The organism is Streptomyces sp. NPDC017991 (genome assembly GCF_044328075.1).
In the GTDB taxonomy this organism is placed as follows: Bacteria; Actinomycetota; Actinomycetes; order Streptomycetales; family Streptomycetaceae; genus Streptomyces.
The window spans coordinates 891295-906268 of sequence record NZ_JBIRGP010000001.1 but is presented as its reverse complement, the minus strand read 5'-3'; the positions used below and the strand labels follow the sequence as shown (position 1 = coordinate 906268).

Annotated in this window: 16 protein-coding genes and 1 pseudogene; 4 read left to right on the top strand and 13 right to left on the bottom strand. The window is 71.8% G+C overall.

The genetic code is table 11. The annotated features are described in order from the left end of the window. Window positions 1-76: 76 nt before the first annotated feature. A complete protein-coding gene (locus ACH4DZ_RS03945) occupies window positions 77-292 on the bottom strand; it encodes a hypothetical protein (protein ID WP_398285302.1) in 216 nt (71 codons plus the stop codon). A 118-nt stretch (window positions 293-410) separates the two neighbouring features. Here ACH4DZ_RS03945 and ACH4DZ_RS03940 point away from each other — a divergent pair, with 118 nt between their 5' ends. Both ACH4DZ_RS03940 and ACH4DZ_RS03935 read left to right on the top strand, forming a co-directional pair. After that, window positions 411-710, top strand: a complete 300-nt coding sequence (locus ACH4DZ_RS03940; protein ID WP_398285301.1) for a hypothetical protein — start codon at window positions 411-413, stop codon at window positions 708-710. A 133-nt stretch (window positions 711-843) separates the two neighbouring features. Further along, entirely contained in the window at window positions 844-1068 is a 225-nt protein-coding gene (locus ACH4DZ_RS03935; RefSeq protein WP_398285300.1) for a hypothetical protein, read from the top strand. Window positions 1069-1117: 49 nt separating this feature from the next. On the opposite strand, the gene ACH4DZ_RS03930 is transcribed toward ACH4DZ_RS03935, so the two are convergent. The 8 genes and pseudogenes from ACH4DZ_RS03930 to ACH4DZ_RS03895 form a co-directional block, all read right to left on the bottom strand. Further along, window positions 1118-2371 carry a hypothetical protein gene (locus tag ACH4DZ_RS03930; protein WP_398285299.1) on the bottom strand — a complete coding sequence of 418 codons (1254 nt, stop codon included), beginning with the start codon at window positions 2369-2371 and terminating at the stop codon, window positions 1118-1120. A 111-nt stretch (window positions 2372-2482) separates the two neighbouring features. After that, entirely contained in the window at window positions 2483-3421 is a 939-nt protein-coding gene (locus ACH4DZ_RS03925) for a polyprenyl synthetase family protein (protein ID WP_398285298.1), read from the bottom strand. 469 nt (window positions 3422-3890) lie between these two features. After that, window positions 3891-4910: pseudogene (locus ACH4DZ_RS03920) on the bottom strand (tetratricopeptide repeat protein); the annotation flags it as partial. 273 nt (window positions 4911-5183) lie between these two features. Then, window positions 5184-5693: a DinB family protein gene (locus ACH4DZ_RS03915; RefSeq protein WP_398285297.1), complete on the bottom strand. Its 510-nt coding sequence runs from the start codon at window positions 5691-5693 to the stop codon at window positions 5184-5186. A 67-nt stretch (window positions 5694-5760) separates the two neighbouring features. Further along, a complete protein-coding gene (locus ACH4DZ_RS03910) occupies window positions 5761-6210 on the bottom strand; it encodes a Zn-ribbon domain-containing OB-fold protein (protein WP_398285296.1) in 450 nt (149 codons plus the stop codon). Between the two features lie 130 nt (window positions 6211-6340). Continuing rightward, window positions 6341-7072, bottom strand: a complete 732-nt coding sequence (locus tag ACH4DZ_RS03905; RefSeq protein ID WP_398285467.1) for a TetR family transcriptional regulator — start codon at window positions 7070-7072, stop codon at window positions 6341-6343. Window positions 7073-7231: 159 nt separating this feature from the next. Next, window positions 7232-7615 (bottom strand): hypothetical protein, encoded by a 384-nt coding sequence (locus ACH4DZ_RS03900; RefSeq protein WP_398285295.1) that lies wholly within the window; start codon window positions 7613-7615, stop codon window positions 7232-7234. 306 nt (window positions 7616-7921) lie between these two features. Next, the gene (locus ACH4DZ_RS03895; RefSeq protein WP_398285294.1) at window positions 7922-8845 is read right to left on the bottom strand and encodes a MurR/RpiR family transcriptional regulator; all 924 of its coding nucleotides are present in this window, start codon (window positions 8843-8845) and stop codon (window positions 7922-7924) included. Between the two features lie 198 nt (window positions 8846-9043). Here ACH4DZ_RS03895 and ACH4DZ_RS03890 point away from each other — a divergent pair, with 198 nt between their 5' ends. After that, window positions 9044-9775, top strand: coding sequence for a ribonuclease H (locus ACH4DZ_RS03890; RefSeq protein ID WP_398285293.1), 732 nt, complete (start codon window positions 9044-9046; stop codon window positions 9773-9775). A gap of 129 nt (window positions 9776-9904) precedes the next feature. Beyond that, window positions 9905-10096, top strand: coding sequence for an antitoxin (locus ACH4DZ_RS03885; RefSeq protein ID WP_398285292.1), 192 nt, complete (start codon window positions 9905-9907; stop codon window positions 10094-10096). Window positions 10097-10166: 70 nt separating this feature from the next. On the opposite strand, the gene ACH4DZ_RS03880 is transcribed toward ACH4DZ_RS03885, so the two are convergent. The 4 genes from ACH4DZ_RS03880 to ACH4DZ_RS03865 form a co-directional block, all read right to left on the bottom strand. Continuing rightward, window positions 10167-11063: a hypothetical protein gene (locus ACH4DZ_RS03880; protein WP_398285291.1), complete on the bottom strand. Its 897-nt coding sequence runs from the start codon at window positions 11061-11063 to the stop codon at window positions 10167-10169. Window positions 11064-11175: 112 nt separating this feature from the next. After that, window positions 11176-12567, bottom strand: coding sequence for an alpha/beta hydrolase family protein (locus tag ACH4DZ_RS03875; RefSeq protein WP_398285290.1), 1392 nt, complete (start codon window positions 12565-12567; stop codon window positions 11176-11178). 225 nt (window positions 12568-12792) lie between these two features. Then, entirely contained in the window at window positions 12793-13674 is an 882-nt protein-coding gene (locus tag ACH4DZ_RS03870) for a dienelactone hydrolase family protein (protein ID WP_398285289.1), read from the bottom strand. A 71-nt stretch (window positions 13675-13745) separates the two neighbouring features. Then, on the bottom strand, window positions 13746-14900 hold the full coding sequence (locus tag ACH4DZ_RS03865; protein ID WP_398285287.1) for a helix-turn-helix domain-containing protein: 1155 nt from the start codon (window positions 14898-14900) through the stop codon (window positions 13746-13748). Window positions 14901-14974: the final 74 nt, after the last annotated feature.

Sequence of the window (14974 nt, the reverse complement as noted above, 5' to 3'; positions counted from 1 at the left end):
GGCCGCGACGGCCGCCCCGGGCTCAGCCGGGCCGAGAAGGTCCAGGTCAGACGCGAGGTGATCCGGACCCTCGGCGTCATCCCTCGGCGTCCCGGGCCTGGAGCACGGTCTGATCGACGATCCTGCCGTCGCGCAGCGACATCATCGAGTTGGCAAGCACCCTGACGCCGTCGGGGTACAGACAAGGTTCCGGGTCGTCCGCGTACAGCGACAGCAGTGCCGTCGCGTCCTGGCCTTCGATGCCCCGGCGCAGTGTTTCGGTGTCGAAGCCGGGGCCTGCCGCGGTGTCCATGACTTCGAGACTCCTCCCGCACGGGAACCTCGGCAAGCGCAGGCGTATCGATGCGCCTGTCGGGTGAGGGGCCGGGCGGGGCCGTGTCCGCGGGCAGCTTGTCACCGTTGCTGAAAGCATGATCTCAACACGACGTATTGTCGCCGCCGTTGGTCTCGCCATCAGCGTCACGGGGCTTGCCGTACCTTCCGCGAGCGCCGCCACGGTCCCCGAGACGGGAAAACTGGACCCGATCGCGGAACTCGACCAGATCGCCGTGAGCGACCTCCCCGTCGAGCACCGGAACAAGATTCCGAAGATCTCCGACGGGATCCAGTCCCTCAACCAGCTGAACGGCCTCTACCAGCTGGAGCAGCTGCACCAGGTGACCGACCTCGCCGCCCCCGTCACCGGCCTGCTCCCCGCCATCGAGTACTGAGTCGTCGAGTACGGAGACGTCCGGTACCGGGCCGGTCCCTCGCCGTGTGCGTCGCAGCAAGGCCCGGTGATGATCCGGTGGTCATCGGCGCTGCCCGGATGCGCGCGCGAGCGGTCCGGGTGAGGCTGAGGGCATGTCGGAACACCCCGCAGTACTCGTGCATCCGCCGCGCGGCGACGGCGGCCGGCGCGTGACGGTCCACGGCGAGCCGATCGGCACCGCCATGAACCTCCCGGACGTCGTCGAGTTCCTGCGCCGCGCCGGACTGGAGTTCGACGAGAACGAGGTCGCGGTGTCACCGCTCATCGAGTGGCGCGGCGGAGGCTCCTCGTACTGGGGGCCGGAGCCAGGACACTGACATGAGCACGGGCCCCCTGCACGCATCCGCGCAGGGGGCCCGTGGTCCGTCAGCAGATGCTCTGTGTGCTGTTGACCAGCGTGTTGTTGCGGAACGTCGTGTTGGTGCCGCAGGGACTCTCCCTGATCACGGAGTTCGTCACCGTCAGGTTCTGGACGGTGATGTCCGAGTTGTTGGGGAACTCCGAGCGCGCGGCCAGCCGGATCTCCCCGCCGCCCGTGACGCTCCCGCTCTGCGCGGCGAGGTTCACGTTGTAGCAGTTCTCGATCAGGATCGCGTTGTTGCCGGTGTTGGAGATCGTGACCCGGTCGATGGTCGCGCCGCCGCTCTCCGAGACACAGAAGACACCCCGGCCGCCACCGCGCGCGACGACCTCGCCGACCCGCACGTTGGTCGCGTAGCTGCTGCCGATCCGGCCGTTGCGGTTGGCCATCCGGAAGGCCGCGTAGCCGGTGCCGGCCCCGGCGCCGTCAGCGTCCACCTTGGTGACGGTGGCGTTGACCGTCTGGTTCAGCAGCAGGCCCGACTCGCCCACGTTGCGCGCGGTGACCGTGCCGATGGTGATGCCGTCGACCCCGTACGTCTCCACGGCGTGGCTGCTCGCCCCGGACACGTAGACGTTGTCGATACGGACGTTGCGGGTCCACTGGCTGGTGTCGCCGCGGTTGTCGATGCGGACGCCGAGACCGGCCGACAGGCGCATGTCGATCTGGCCGAGGACCACGTTGGTGACGTTGCGCATGAAGATGCCGTAGAGCGGGGCTCCGGTGACGTTCAGGTGCTGGACCTCGATGTCCTGTACGCCGCGTGCGTAGACCGGTGCCTGGTCGCCGGTGCCCGAACCGGTGACGTTGATGGTGCCGCACACGTCGAGCACGGTGTAGCTCGGCAGCGAGACCCTGGAGCCGGCGCTGATGGTGCCCGAGCCGCGTACGACGACCCGTTCCTTCGACGTGCGACCCGCCGTGAGGCTGCTGACGGCCGCCTGCATCGCGGCCCGCATGTCGGTTCCGGTGTAGACGACACCGCTGCCGCGCCGGGCGGTCCACGTACTGCCGCTGAGCGTGGCCTCGGCCTGGTACGAACCCTCCCCGCACGCTGCCGCCGCCTGCCGCGGCGCCGCGCCCGGCGGGGCGGCACTCGCGGGGGCGGCACTGGCCGGGGCGGTGAGCAGGGCAGCCGCCGTGACCAGGGTCGTTGCACAGGTGGCGATGACACCTGTGCCCCTGAGACGGGGCCGTGGGGTCGAGCTGGTGAGGTGTGGGGTCGAGCGAGTGAGGTGAGGTGCGGCTCTGCGTCCCATCTCGTCTTCTCCTGTGTGGGGGTGGATAGCAAGCGTTTTCTACGTGGGGGTGCGGTGAGTGTGGCAAGGGCTTTCTGGGGCGTCAAGGGCCCGGAGAGGCGCGGCTGTCGGTCACATCTCGCGGTGTACGAGGTGGTCGAGGAGTGCCCGCAGGTCGTCGGTGGTGCGGGTGGTGCGGGCCGCCGAGGGAACGCTGTCGAGGCAGGCGCCGACGGTGGCGATGTGCCGGCGGGCCTCCGCCGTCGCGGCCCCGCGCCCGCCGATGTCCTCGATCAGGGCCGCGGCGCGCCGGGCGTCCGCCGCGTCGAGGGGGTCGGCGGAGTCCAGGAGACGGGCGAGCGGCCGGGCGCCCGGAGCGCCGAGGGCGGCCAGCACCGGGAACGTCTTCTTGCCCCGGAGCAGGTCCGCGTGGACCGGCTTGCCCGTCACGGCGGGATCGCCCCAGATGCCCAGGAGGTCGTCGATGACCTGGAAGGCGACGCCCAGGTGACGGCCCGCGCGGTCGAGCGCGGCGACCGTCTCGCGCGGGGCGCCGGCGAGCACGGCGCCCAGGGCGGTCGCGCAGCCCAGCAGGGCGCCGGTCTTGTGCTCCGCCATCGCGCGGTACTCGTCCGGGCGGACCGACTCCGGGCCCGCCCAGGGGCGGCTCTCGAAGAGCAGGTCGTCGGCCTGGCCGCGTACGAGGTCGTTGAGCGCGGTGGACAAGTGGCGCACGGCTGAGGGGACATCGGCGCCGGGTGCGGCGGCGAGGGTCTCCACGGCCAGGGCGAACAGCGCGTCGCCCGCGAGGACGGCCGGGCCCGTGCCGTACGCCTTCCAGACCGTGGGGCGCCCGCGCCGGGTCGGGTCGCCGTCCATGATGTCGTCGTGGAGCAGCGAGAAGGTGTGCACCAGTTCCACGGCGACGGCCGCGGTCACTCCGGCGCCCCGCGGGGCACCGGCCGTCTCCGTGCCCAGCACGGCGAGGACCTGCCGCAGCCCTTTGCCGCCCGCGGGCGTGGACACGGGTGCGCCGCCCGGCTCGCACCAGCCGAGGGAGTAGGCGGCCATCTCACCCACCCAGGGGTGCAGCCGCGCGACCGCTGCGGCCAGCGCGGGGCGTACGAGGGCGCGGCTGTGCTCCAGCAGGCGGGATGCGGGCTCGCCGGGGCCGGTGTCGGAGCCGGGGTCGGCGTCTGCGTCTGCGGCGGGCCGGGCAGGGGAGGGGAGAGCGCGGAGGACATCGTGGTCATCGCCGGCTCCCCACGTCGGTCCGGCCGGACATGAGCACGGCGGCGCGCCCGGCGTCGACGAGAGGGGTACTCGCGCCTGCCTTGAGGCCGGGCGTGGCGGGCTGGTCCGGGTCGGGGCCCGGGCGCGACGGCGGGCACGGGCCGGTCCCGGCGCCGGGCTCGGTGTCCGTCCAGGTGCCGGACCCGTCCCGGGTGTCCGGCGCGGCGCTAGGGTCGGGGCGGGTGTCTGGCGTGGCGTCGGCCCCGGTTGGTGACTTGGTGTCGGGCTTTGTGTCGGGGCTGGGCTCGATGCCCAGTTCGGTCTGGGCGTGGGACACCATGCGATGTGCGTGCCGGAGGCCGATCCGGTCCAACGCCGTTGCCAGGTCGGCCAGTTCGGCCGCCGTCTCGGTCAGGTCGCGGCCCAGGCGGGCGAGGGACTTCGCCAGGCCGAGCCGGGAGAGTGCCTCCCCGCGGGGCTCGCTCATCGCCCGGAACTCCGACAGGGCCAGTTCGTAGAGGTCCCGGGCCTGTGCGTAACGCCCGGCGCGGTACAGGACGTTGCCGCGCATCTTGTGGTTGTACGCCAGCGCGCTGGACAGGTTCATCTCGCGGCACGTCACCTCGGCCTCGGCGAGCAGAGCGAGTGCGCGGTCGGCGTCCCCGTCGCGCACGGACACGAGGTCGGCGAGACCGCGCAGCGCCCACGCGTGACCACGCCGGTCGTCCGCCCGGCCGGCGATCTCCGCGGCCTCCTCGAACATCGAGTACGCCGTGTCGTACGAACCGGTGTTGCGGTGCATCTGCGCGATGCCTTCGAGCGCCCACACCGTGTGCCGCGCCTCGCCGCGTTCGCGCGCCTCCGCCAGCAACTGCTCGTGCAGCGCGCCGACCGCCGCGTAGTCGCCCTGGATACGGCCGGTCTCCGCCATCCCGGCCAGCGAGTAGCCGCGTACGACGATGTCGCCGCCGCGTTCGCCGAGTTCGGCCGCGAGTGCCAGCAGACGCCGGGCCAGCGCGAGCGCGCCGCGCTGGCGGGCCAGCGTGCCGCCGCTCCACAGGGCCCACGCCATCGCGGCCGTGTCCTTCGCCTCGCGGGCCGCGCGGTAACTCGCCTTCCACGCCCGGTCGGCTTCGCCCACCTGCCCGAGCCGCCGGTGCGCCTCCGCGACCGCGAGACCCGAGCGGGCCGCCTCTCCCCGGGCCCCGGCCCGCTCGGCCGCCCGCAACCGCTCGGTGCCCGCGGCCAGTACGTCGACCAGCGAGGAGTTCACGGACAGGGAGGTGAGCGCGCCCTGGTACTCGGGAGCGAATGCCTTGCCGTACATGGATGCCTTTCGGTCCGCCGGTTGCGGTGGACGCGGCAGGACCTGTCCGTACACAGGCTGATACCGAACACAGGCTGATACCGATACAGGTCTATACACAGTATGTATACATGCTGTGTATAGTGCGCCGGTTCTCCGCCTCGGATCACTGTCCTGGGTCGGCGGGTCACCGGCGCCGCCGCGCCACCTCGTTGTGGATCAGGACGAGGATCGCGGCGGCGGGGTTGCCTCTGAGGCGCACATCACAGCGCCGGGCGGTCGGGCGGGCGACGCTCAGTCGGCGGCCGACAGCCCTCGCGCGTAGGCGGCCTGACCCACGTGCTGCAGGTCGTCGGAGAGCACGCTGACCAGGCGGGCGCCCAGGGTGACGGCCGGGGTCCAGTTCTCGTCGACGACGCGGTCCAGGTCCTCGGCGCGCAGGTCGCTCAGCGCCCGCAGGGTCTGCTCGTGCACGGCGTCGTAGTAGCCGGTCAAGAGGTCGGCCGAGTCCACCCGGACCTCGGCGACCTGCCGCTCGTCATGGCCGTAACCCGTGTCGTCCTCGGCGAGTGGCAGCGCGAAGCGGTCCGCCCAACCGCCCGACAGCCAGACCTGCTTGAGGCCGAAGGCATCGGCGACGTGGTCGTCCTGGACGCGGGTGAGATGCCAGATCAGCCAGGTGATCGAGTTGGCCGTGCCGCCGGGCCGGGCATTGAGCTCGTCGGGGGAGAGGCCGACGACGGCGGCGTGCACCTCGTCCTTGATGCGTCCGTAGGCTTCGACCAGAACGTCCTGGGCGTGCATGGGTTCCTCCGGGCTCTTCCGTGGACATGTGTTCCACCCAGTGTCCCCCGTGGCGCCGCGGAACGCCTCAGTGCCAGCCGGAGTAGGGCCCGGGGTACGACCCGGAGAAGGGCTCCTCGCAGAGCTTGAACACGGGCTCGCGGCGCACCGGATCCGCCGACGTGGTGAGCTGGACGCGGTCACCCGTGCGGATCGCGACGAGCGGCCCCGAGACCCGGCCCCTGACCGTGAACCCCTCCGCCATCTCGACGAGCGAGACATTGCGCGCGCCGGGCGTGTTGCGCTGCACGACGGTCGCGTGGCGGATGACGCCGAGGCCCGCGCTGCGTTCCGTACGCAGGTCGCTGCCCGCGCAGACCGGACAGAGCAGCCGGTGGAACGTACTGGTCCCGCACCAGCGGCAGCGTTGGTACAGGAGCCCCTCCTCGGCGGGTCCCGCGGTCGTCGCCGTCCCTGTTCCCGCTGCCGTCTCCGGGTCGAGTAGGCCCGTCGTGGTCCCGCTTCCTCGGTGGAACACGATGTCATCTCCCTGCGCCTGGCCGGAATCCGAAGATGCGCTCAGTGCCGCGCACGGCCTCAGAATATGGCACGCAGTGCCATAGGTAAAGGCACTCAGTACCCTCAATCGGCGGCGAAATCAGGCAGTATCAGGCGGGATCGCGGCCGAGCGTGGTCTCGATCTCCTGGACGACCCGCCACAGCGGGGTGCCGCGCCGGGAAACGACGACGACCACATCGTCGTCGTCCTTGTCCTCGTCCCTGCCCCAGGTTCCGGTGCCGGTCCCGTCCGCTCCCGGGTTCCGCGCCGGGTCGCCCGTCGCCCGCTCCGGCCCGAACACCCCCTGGACGTGGGCGAGGGCGTGATCCACCTCGGCGCTCGCGTCGCGGCGGCCGTCCGAACGCAGCCAGGACCGCAGCCCGTTGTTGTGCGCGGCGACCACGGCCGCGGCGATGACGTCGGCCCGCAGGGTCCCGTCGGGCCGGCCCGAGAAACGTCCGCGCAGATACTCGGCCAGCGCCCGCTCGTACCGCCAGACCACCGAGAGTTCGTACGTCCGCAGCCCCGGGACCTTTCTGGTGAGGCGGTAGCGCTGGACGGAGAACGCCGGGTTCTCGGCGTACATGCGCAGCACCAGGCGTGCGGCGTCGCAGACGCGCTCCACGGGTTCATGGCCGGGGCCGCTCTCGCCCAGGAAGGCGGTCATCCGGGCCAGGCAGCCCTCGTGGTCCGGGAAGACCACGTCCTCCTTGGACGGGAAGTACCGGAAGAAGGACCGGCGTCCGACACCCGCGAGAGCCACGATGTCGTCGACGGTGGTCTGCTCGTACCCCCGCTCAACGAACAGCTGGAACGCCGCCTCCACGAGGGACTCCCGCATCGGCGGCTTCGGGTTGCTCACGTCGGCCGCCGGGTGGGGACGGGGTGCCTCGCTCATGCTGGGGAACCTAGCACCGCACGAGAGACCGATGGCACTCAGTGTGCTCCGGACGGGGAACTGAGTGCCGTCGCCCCGGCCGGCCGGCCTCCCCTGAGCGGTTCAGTGGCCCTGGCGTGCGCTGTGGCTCTCCACGAGCGCCTGGGTGATCACGCGGACGCCCCGGGCGATGTGGTTCAACTGCGTCAGCTCGGCCGCGTACAGCTTGATCGTGTGCTCGATCACGGACTCCGGCATCCCCAGGGCGGGCAGCTCGGCCCGTGCGCTGTGCAGCGCGGTGCGCACGACGCGGATCTCCTGCTGGAGCTGTAGCTGCGCGTGGCGGGCGAGCAGGACGGGCTGACGGATCAGCAGGGGATAGCTGGCGTAGCGGGTCGGCACCAGCTCGCGCAGCCATTTGGCCGCCGATCGTTCCCAGTCGCGGCTGCCGGGCGTCTTGACCTGACAGGGCCAGTCCGTGCTGATGGGCGAGTACGTCAGGGACATGGGGATCGCTTCCGAGGTGGCCGGCGGGCGGTTCTGGTCGTTCTTGGCGGCCCCGGCCCAGGGGATTGACCGGGGCCGCCACGGGCGTGCGTGAGCTGTGCCCGTTCCTGCGCCCGGGACGGTGCGAGGCGGGTGCGCCGCTCCCGGGCGACCAGGACCCCACCGGATCCCGATCAGCGAGAAGTATTCATATATACCGTCTGGTAAGCAAGGGTATGTAAAAATTCATGTGCCTGTACGGCTGAATTTCGCCTTGCGGGATGCTGCCGTCATATGCGGCTGTGGGGCCGGAGAGGACCGCGGAGATCAGTCCTTGAGGAAGAAGACGTGCTCGTCCGCGACCTGTTCGTAGTCCTCCAGACGGGCCTGCGTACGCTCTGGATCTGCGTCGGTCATGGCCTGGAGCAGAGCCGCGGACAGCACGACGGGCGCCGCGTACGAGTCGAAGACGAGCCGTGCGCCGGTACCGGTCGCGAAGACGACGTCGGCCTCGTCGGCCAGCGGCCCCAGTCCCAGATCGGTGACCAGGGCGACACGCAGACCGGCCCGCCGGGCGACCCGCATCGCCGTCAGTGTCTCGTGCGCGTGCCGGGGCATGGTGAAGGCCAGCACCCAGGTGCCGCCCGCCTCACGCGACTGCAGCAGGGCGTCGTAGGCGACGCTTCCGCCCCGGGTCACCAGCCGGACGTCGGGGTGGATGCGCCGGGCGGCGTACGCGAAGTATTCGGCCAGCGACCCGGAGATGCGCAGCCCGAGGACGGTGAGCGGAGCCGACCGCGACAGCGCGCGGCCGGTCTCGATGACCTGTTCCGGGTCGGCGAAGTCGCGGCGCAGGTTCTCCAGGTTGTCGATCTCCGCGTCGACGGCGGCCTGGAGTTCGTTGGGCCGGGCCTCCTCGGTGGCGTCGGGGGAACCGGCCAGCTTGCTGAGCGCGATCGACTGGAGGCGTTCCCGCAGGGCGGGGTAGCCGCTGAAGCCCACCGCCGACGCGAAGCGGGTCACCGACGGCTGGCTCACGCCCACGCGCTCCGCGAGATCCGTGATCGACAGGAAGGCCGCCTCGGTGATGTGCTCGATCAGGTACTGGGCGATGCGCCGCTGTCCGGGGGAGAGCCGGGGGCCGTCGAACAGGGCTCGCAGCCGCGTCGTGGGAGCGGCCTCCGCCTCCGTGACCGGTTTTCCCGAACTGATCGCCGACGCCTGCGCGCGGGCCTGCTGCGGCGATGGCACCGGTGCGCCTCCTTCGTGTCCCACTGTGGTTCAACATAGCCCACACCCCGCGACGGGCGTCCTGCCGCTTTCGAGGGGCGCGGGGAACGGCGCAACCTTTGCTTCCGAGGGGCGCGGGGAACGGCGCGACAAGCCACGACGCACCCGCACATACACACGCACCTCACCCACTGGCCCGACCCGCATCGCACCCCTGGCATGATCGTGCCCATGGCTGAACGCGTGATCGCCGCATGTGACGGGGCGTCGAAAGGAAACCCGGGCCCCGCAGGCTGGGCCTGGGTCGTAGGGGACGGCACGGGAACCCCCACCGAATGGGAGGCGGGCCCGCTCGGCACCGCGACCAACAACGTCGCCGAACTGACCGCCCTGGAACGGCTGTTGACGGCTGTGGACCCGGGCGTGCCGCTGGAGATCCGGATGGACTCCCAGTACGCGATGAAGGCGGTCACCACCTGGCTCCCGGGCTGGAAACGCAAGGGCTGGAAGACGTCCGCGGGTAAGCCCGTGGCCAACCAGGAACTCGTCGTACGGATCGACGAGTTGCTCGACGGCCGCTCGGTGGAGTTCCGGTACGTGCCCGCGCACCAGGTCGACGGCGACCCCCTCAACGACTTCGCGGACCGGGCGGCGAGCCAGGCCGCGTTCGTCCAGAAGCCCGCGGGCAGCGAGCAGGGTTCTCCGGAGCCGCCGAAGTCCCCGGCGGCCAAGAAGGCGGCACCGAAAACGGCCTCCGCGAAGAAGCGCACCTCGTCCTCGTCCGCCTCTTCCTCGTCCGCCTCCTCCTCGGCGGCGGCGTCATCCTCGCGCACGCTCAAGGCCAAGTTTCCCGGCCGGTGCCGCTGCGGCCGTTCGTACGGGGCGGGCGAGACCATCGCGAAGAACCCCGACGGCTGGGGCCACCCGGAGTGCCGTACCGAGGCCCAGTAGCGTCCCGGGAACCCGCCCTGACCCGCCCCTGACCTGCCCAGGCACCGCCCTGTGCCCCTCCCGGATGCGAAACCCGCCACCTGCGGTGACCCTGGATACGTAGGGGTGAACCGATCAGGAGGATGACTCATGTCCGTTATGGACAAGATCAAGGGCATGCTTAAGGGCCACCCGGAGCAGACGGGCAAGGGTGTCGACAGGGCCGGCGACTTCGTCGACGGTAAGACGCAGGGCAAGTACAGCGGTCAGGTCGACAGCGCCCAGGACAGGTTGAAGGACCAGTTCGGGTCGGGCCGGGACGAGAATCCGCCGCGGTCCTGACACCGCGGCAGAGCACACGACGGGCCGGTCCCTCCGGGGGCCGGCCCGCTCTGTTCACCGCCCCGCGAGGTCAGCGCCCCCGGGGGTCCGAGGGATGGCAGCTGACCGTGGGCCCCGCCAGCATCCCGCCGGTGTAGAGGCTCTGGCCCCGCGGCATCCAGTACCCCAGCTTCGAGACGATGCTTGTGCACGTGTCCGCGACCCTGGCGTGCACGACCACCGTGGAGGGCCGCCCCGGCTGGAGGTCGGTCAGGGCGCAGTCCAGCGCGTACATGCTGCGGGTCGTCGACGGATGGCGGCCGGTGAGCGGGTTGACGCAGCGGGCGTCGGACGTGGTCAGCTCCACTCCCGAGGCCTCCTCCCCGATGAGCCCGAACCGGGCGCTCCCGTCCCCGGCGTCGCTGTCACGCGCGACGGTGTAGGTCAGCGTGGCCGACGAGTGCGGTCGCAGTGTGCGCCGGTCGACCTCGATGCGGTGCGTGGCGACGGGCTTGGGGTCGGTGAGGGTCAGCGTGGCGCGGACCGTCCCCCGCAGGTCCACACCGGCGGGCGACGAGCGGACGTGCACCGCGCCGCTGACCTCGTACGTTCCCGGTCCCGGGGTCTCCCGGCCGCCGGGCAGCGGGCCCGTGGCGACGGTCCGGCCGTCGCGTCGCAGGGTCCAGCTCCCCGAGGTCAGACAGGCGTACCGGACGGTGGTGCCGGTGCGTCGGCAGGTGGCCGGGGCCGACAGTGACGTTCCCGCGCCTCCGCCGCTCGCGCAGAGACTGACCAAGGCCCGCTGTCCGCCCGGCCCCTTCAGGGTGCCCGCGGGGGAGCAGACGGTCGCCGCGGGTGGCGGCTCCGGGGCCCGGTGCCGGGGTGCCTGCCCCGCCGGTGCTCCCACCGCGGTCCAGCCCGTGACGGCCAGTACGGCCGCCGCGGTCAGCAACAGGGGTGTCCTGCGGAATGTGGGGCGTACCGGCACGGAATCTTCCTCCTCGTCCGGGCGGCGAGCGGCCGGGTGCCGTTCGCGTGTGTCGAGGAGAGGATGCGGAACGCCCGGCGGCCCGGACGGTTCCCACGCCGGACGGTACGGGTCAGGGCCGGTACGCGTCGCCCGGATGGGCCAGGTCGTACGGGCGCGGGTACGCCGTGGGCCGGTAGGCGGTGTAACGGGCCGGGGTGGTCGGATCGGCCTGCGCGGCACGCGAGTTGAGGGCCTTTGCCGCCGTGTCGCCCCACCGGCCCGTGTCGACCCGGTCTTCCAGCGTGTCCAGCGCGGCGAGCTGTTCGGCGGGGCTGAAGGTGCAGTGGCCCGCGTTGTCGACGTACGCCTGGCGGAGCAGGTGCCGGGAGCCGCCCGCGGTGGCGGCTCGCAGATAGGCGCTCTCCGTCTGCACGGGAACGAGGGCGTCCCCGGTGGTGTGGAGGGTGAGCTGCGGCTTCGTCAGCCTGCCGGTGAAGGCGCTGGTCCGGCTCATCCAGTCGACCGCGTCCTTGTCGGCCCTGATGCGCGGGGTCTCGTTCAGTGTCCTGAGGTCGTCCGTGAGGGAGCGCCCCGCGGCCTTGTACAGCCCTTTGACCTCCTCGTACGCCGAGGACGCGCGCAGCAGTCCCGGGTAGTCGACCCCCGTGTTCCAGGACGGGTTGCCGCCCGCCAGGGTCTCCGTGTCCTGCCGCCAGCTGAACGCCGCCGTCGCGAGGAGGCCGCGGACGGCGGTGTACTGGTTGGCCTGCTGGGCGGTCCAGTCGGTGGGCGCCGGGCGGGGCTGGGAGGGGTCGTTCCAGCCGGGGATGTTGTGCAGGGCCGCCGCGAGGGCGATCCGGGCGCGGCCGTCCGCGGAGTTCTGCGCCTCGGTGACGACACCGCTCAACGCGCCGGCGGCGGCCGTGGCGGTCGCCCGGTCCGGGAAGCCGGCCAACGGGATGGAGGCGTCGGGCGCGAGCAGGGCCTTGAGGGCGAAGACCGGGTCGAGGGTGTTGTTCCAGTTGGCCACACCGCCGTGGACCAGCCCGCAGACGGACAGGGTGCCGTCGACGCGGTCCGCGTGGTGCTCGGCGATCCGCGTGGTGACGAACCCGCCGTAGGACTGGCCCCAGGCGAGGGTCCGCCGGGCCGCCCCGAACCGTTCGGCGAAGACGTCGAGCGTCGCCAGTTGATCCGGCACCGCGTGCTCCACCGCCCACCCGGTGGTGGCGTACGACGAGCCGACGAGCGCGTACCCGTCCTTGAGGAGAAGGTCGCGGGTGGCGATGTCGGTGACGTTCTGGGCGGGGTTGGGCGCGCCCCTGGGCCGGAAGCCGTGACTGAACAGGAGTACGGTGCCGTTCCAGCCGGCGGGCACGTCCATGACGTAGGTCGCGCCGGAGGACAGGGTGCCCTCCACATGCACGTCTTCCGCGCGCACGTCCTCCGCGGTGACGGATCGGGCCGGGGCCGCGGTCGCCAGCAGCAGGACGGCGACCGGGAGGAGGAGGCGGCGTTTCATGAAGGGATCCCTTCCGGGGCGGGGGAGGGGGTTGGGGCGGGGCGGCTCCAGTGAAGTTAGGCACCAGCGCACCGGTGGTCAATAATCTGCGCAACATCAATCGCGTGCCGATCATGACCCGGCGCCGTCCATGGCCCGGTGCCGTGCCTGACTCGGCGCCCGCCCCCGTGCCGTGGGGGCGGGCGCCTGACGGTGGTGCTCGGGGGAGCGATCAGGAGCCGGCGATCAGGAACCGGTGGGACAGGTGTTCCGGTACTCGCTGATCTGGGTGTTCGTCGCGGGCGCCGGGCACAGGAACTTGTCGTACCGCACGTCCTCGTCGACGAAGCGCTTCAGCCAGGCGATGCTGTACTTCGCGATCGTCACGTTGGAACCGAGTGCCACGTTGTGGTCGGCGCCCCGGAGCTCCAGGTAGGCCTTCTCCGGCGCGGCGGTGAGGCTGTTGTAGAACACCTCCGCGTGCGAGCCGGGTGAGGCGATGGCGTCGTTCTCGGCGCCGATGATCATCGTGGGTACCCGGTCGGTCTGCCAGGTCTTGTCGTTGCTCCAGGGCATCAGCGGCACGGCCGCCTTCAGCGAGGGCCGTGACTCGGACGCCTTGAGCGAGCCCCCGCCGCCCATTGAATGCCCCATCACCGCAAGGCGGTTGGGGTCGATGCGGGTCCGTACGGAACTCGACTGGACGAGGTGGTCGAGTGCGTTGAGCATCTGGGTGGCGCGGTCGTCGGGCTGGTCGAAACCGGAGTTGGTGTCCAGCGTCAGGACGACGAAGCCCTGGGACGCGAGGCGCGGGCCGTACCAGCTGATCAGCGCCTCCGGCGTCACGAAACCGGGGCTGACGACGACGGCTCCGAACGTGCCCTGGCTCGTGTCGGTGGGGTAGTAGGCGGTGCCCTGCTTGAAGGTCGGCCCGTCGACCGTGGTCTGTGCGGTGGCGAAGGGGCCGCGCTCGGCGGTGATGGACTGTTCGGTGGGGTCGGGGCCCCTTTGGTAGTCCCCGGGTCCGGCCTGAGCCTCCTGGGGGAGGATGCTCACGCTCACCACCAGGGCGGCGGCGCCGGACAGGAGGCCGAAGCGTTTCGCGGTGCGGGTGCTCACATGTCTCATGCGGGCAGAGCATGCTGACGCGACGTCGCCGCCGCTTCTGGTTCAACTGCTGAATTTCGTACGGGAGTTTGTCAGGGCAGCACGGAACGGCGTACGGACCTGGTGCGCAGCGCGAGCTGCGCGTCGAAGCGGAACGCCGGGTCGGCCAGCTTCTCGCCGTACAGGGCCGCGAGTTGACGCAGCCGGTTGCGGGCGGTCTGCGGATGGATGCCCAGCGCGGCGGCCACGTCCGGGGCCGTGCGTCCGCCGGAGGCGAGCAGCGCTTCGAGTGTGTCCGTGAGCCGCTCCGCCTTGCCCGGCGGCAGGGCGCGCAGGGGAGCGAGTACCTGGTCGCAGAGCAGGGCCCCGATCGGCGCACCGTGCAGGAGGTGCAGCTCCGCGAGATGTTCCTCGGCCCTGAGCCGTCCCAGGCGCCGGCCAAGCCGGGCGCAGTGCAGCGACACCCAGGCCTCGTCCAGCGTGACACTCGGGCCCACCGCCGCCTGTGCCTCCACAAGCGCCCCCAGCAGGCCGTCGTCGGGCACCACGAGACGCAGTTCACCACCCCGGCTCACCCGCAGCACCTCCTCGTCGACCGCGGACGCGTCGGCGGAGGCGGGCAGGACCGCGCACCGGACGCGTTCCGGCAGCGGCCAGGCGGCCCGGCGGGCTAGGTCGGGCAGGGGCTCCGCGAGTGGATCGCGGTGGCGTTCCAGCAGTCGTGCCGCCAGCAGCCGGCGGGCGCGCAGCACCTCGTCGGCCGCGCCGGCCCGTGCCTCCTCGAAGCCCGCCACCGACTCCTCGGCCAGCGCGTGGATGTGTGTGAGGACGGCCTCGCTCAGCGGGACGGCTATCTCACCGGAGAACGCCGCCTGCCGTGCCACGTCCACATAGCGGCGGCACGCGACCCGGGCGCCGATGCGGTAGGCGGCCTGCAGCCCGTCCGTGCCCCGCCCGTTCAGATACTCCAGTCTGCCCAGCCGCCTGAAACGCGGCACATAGTGCTGCTGCGGCCCGTCGGGCTCCTCGACCAGCTCGGTGAACTGGGTGGCCGCCAGCCGCACTGCCTCGGCGAGATCCTGAGCCACGGCGGAGCCGATGGGCTGCCGGTAGCCGCGTACCTCTCGGCGGATGGCCTGGACCATCTCCGTGGTCAGCTCCGGAAGCCGGGCCCTCAGCAACGGCGCGAGCTCCGGAGGCAGATCACGCCAAGGACGCCTGGGTAACAGCGGATCAACACCTGCCACGTCCGACTCCCTTGAAGACGAGGGGGCCGGGGGCCCCGCAAGGGGCGCGGGGAACTGCGCGCCCGGCCCCCACC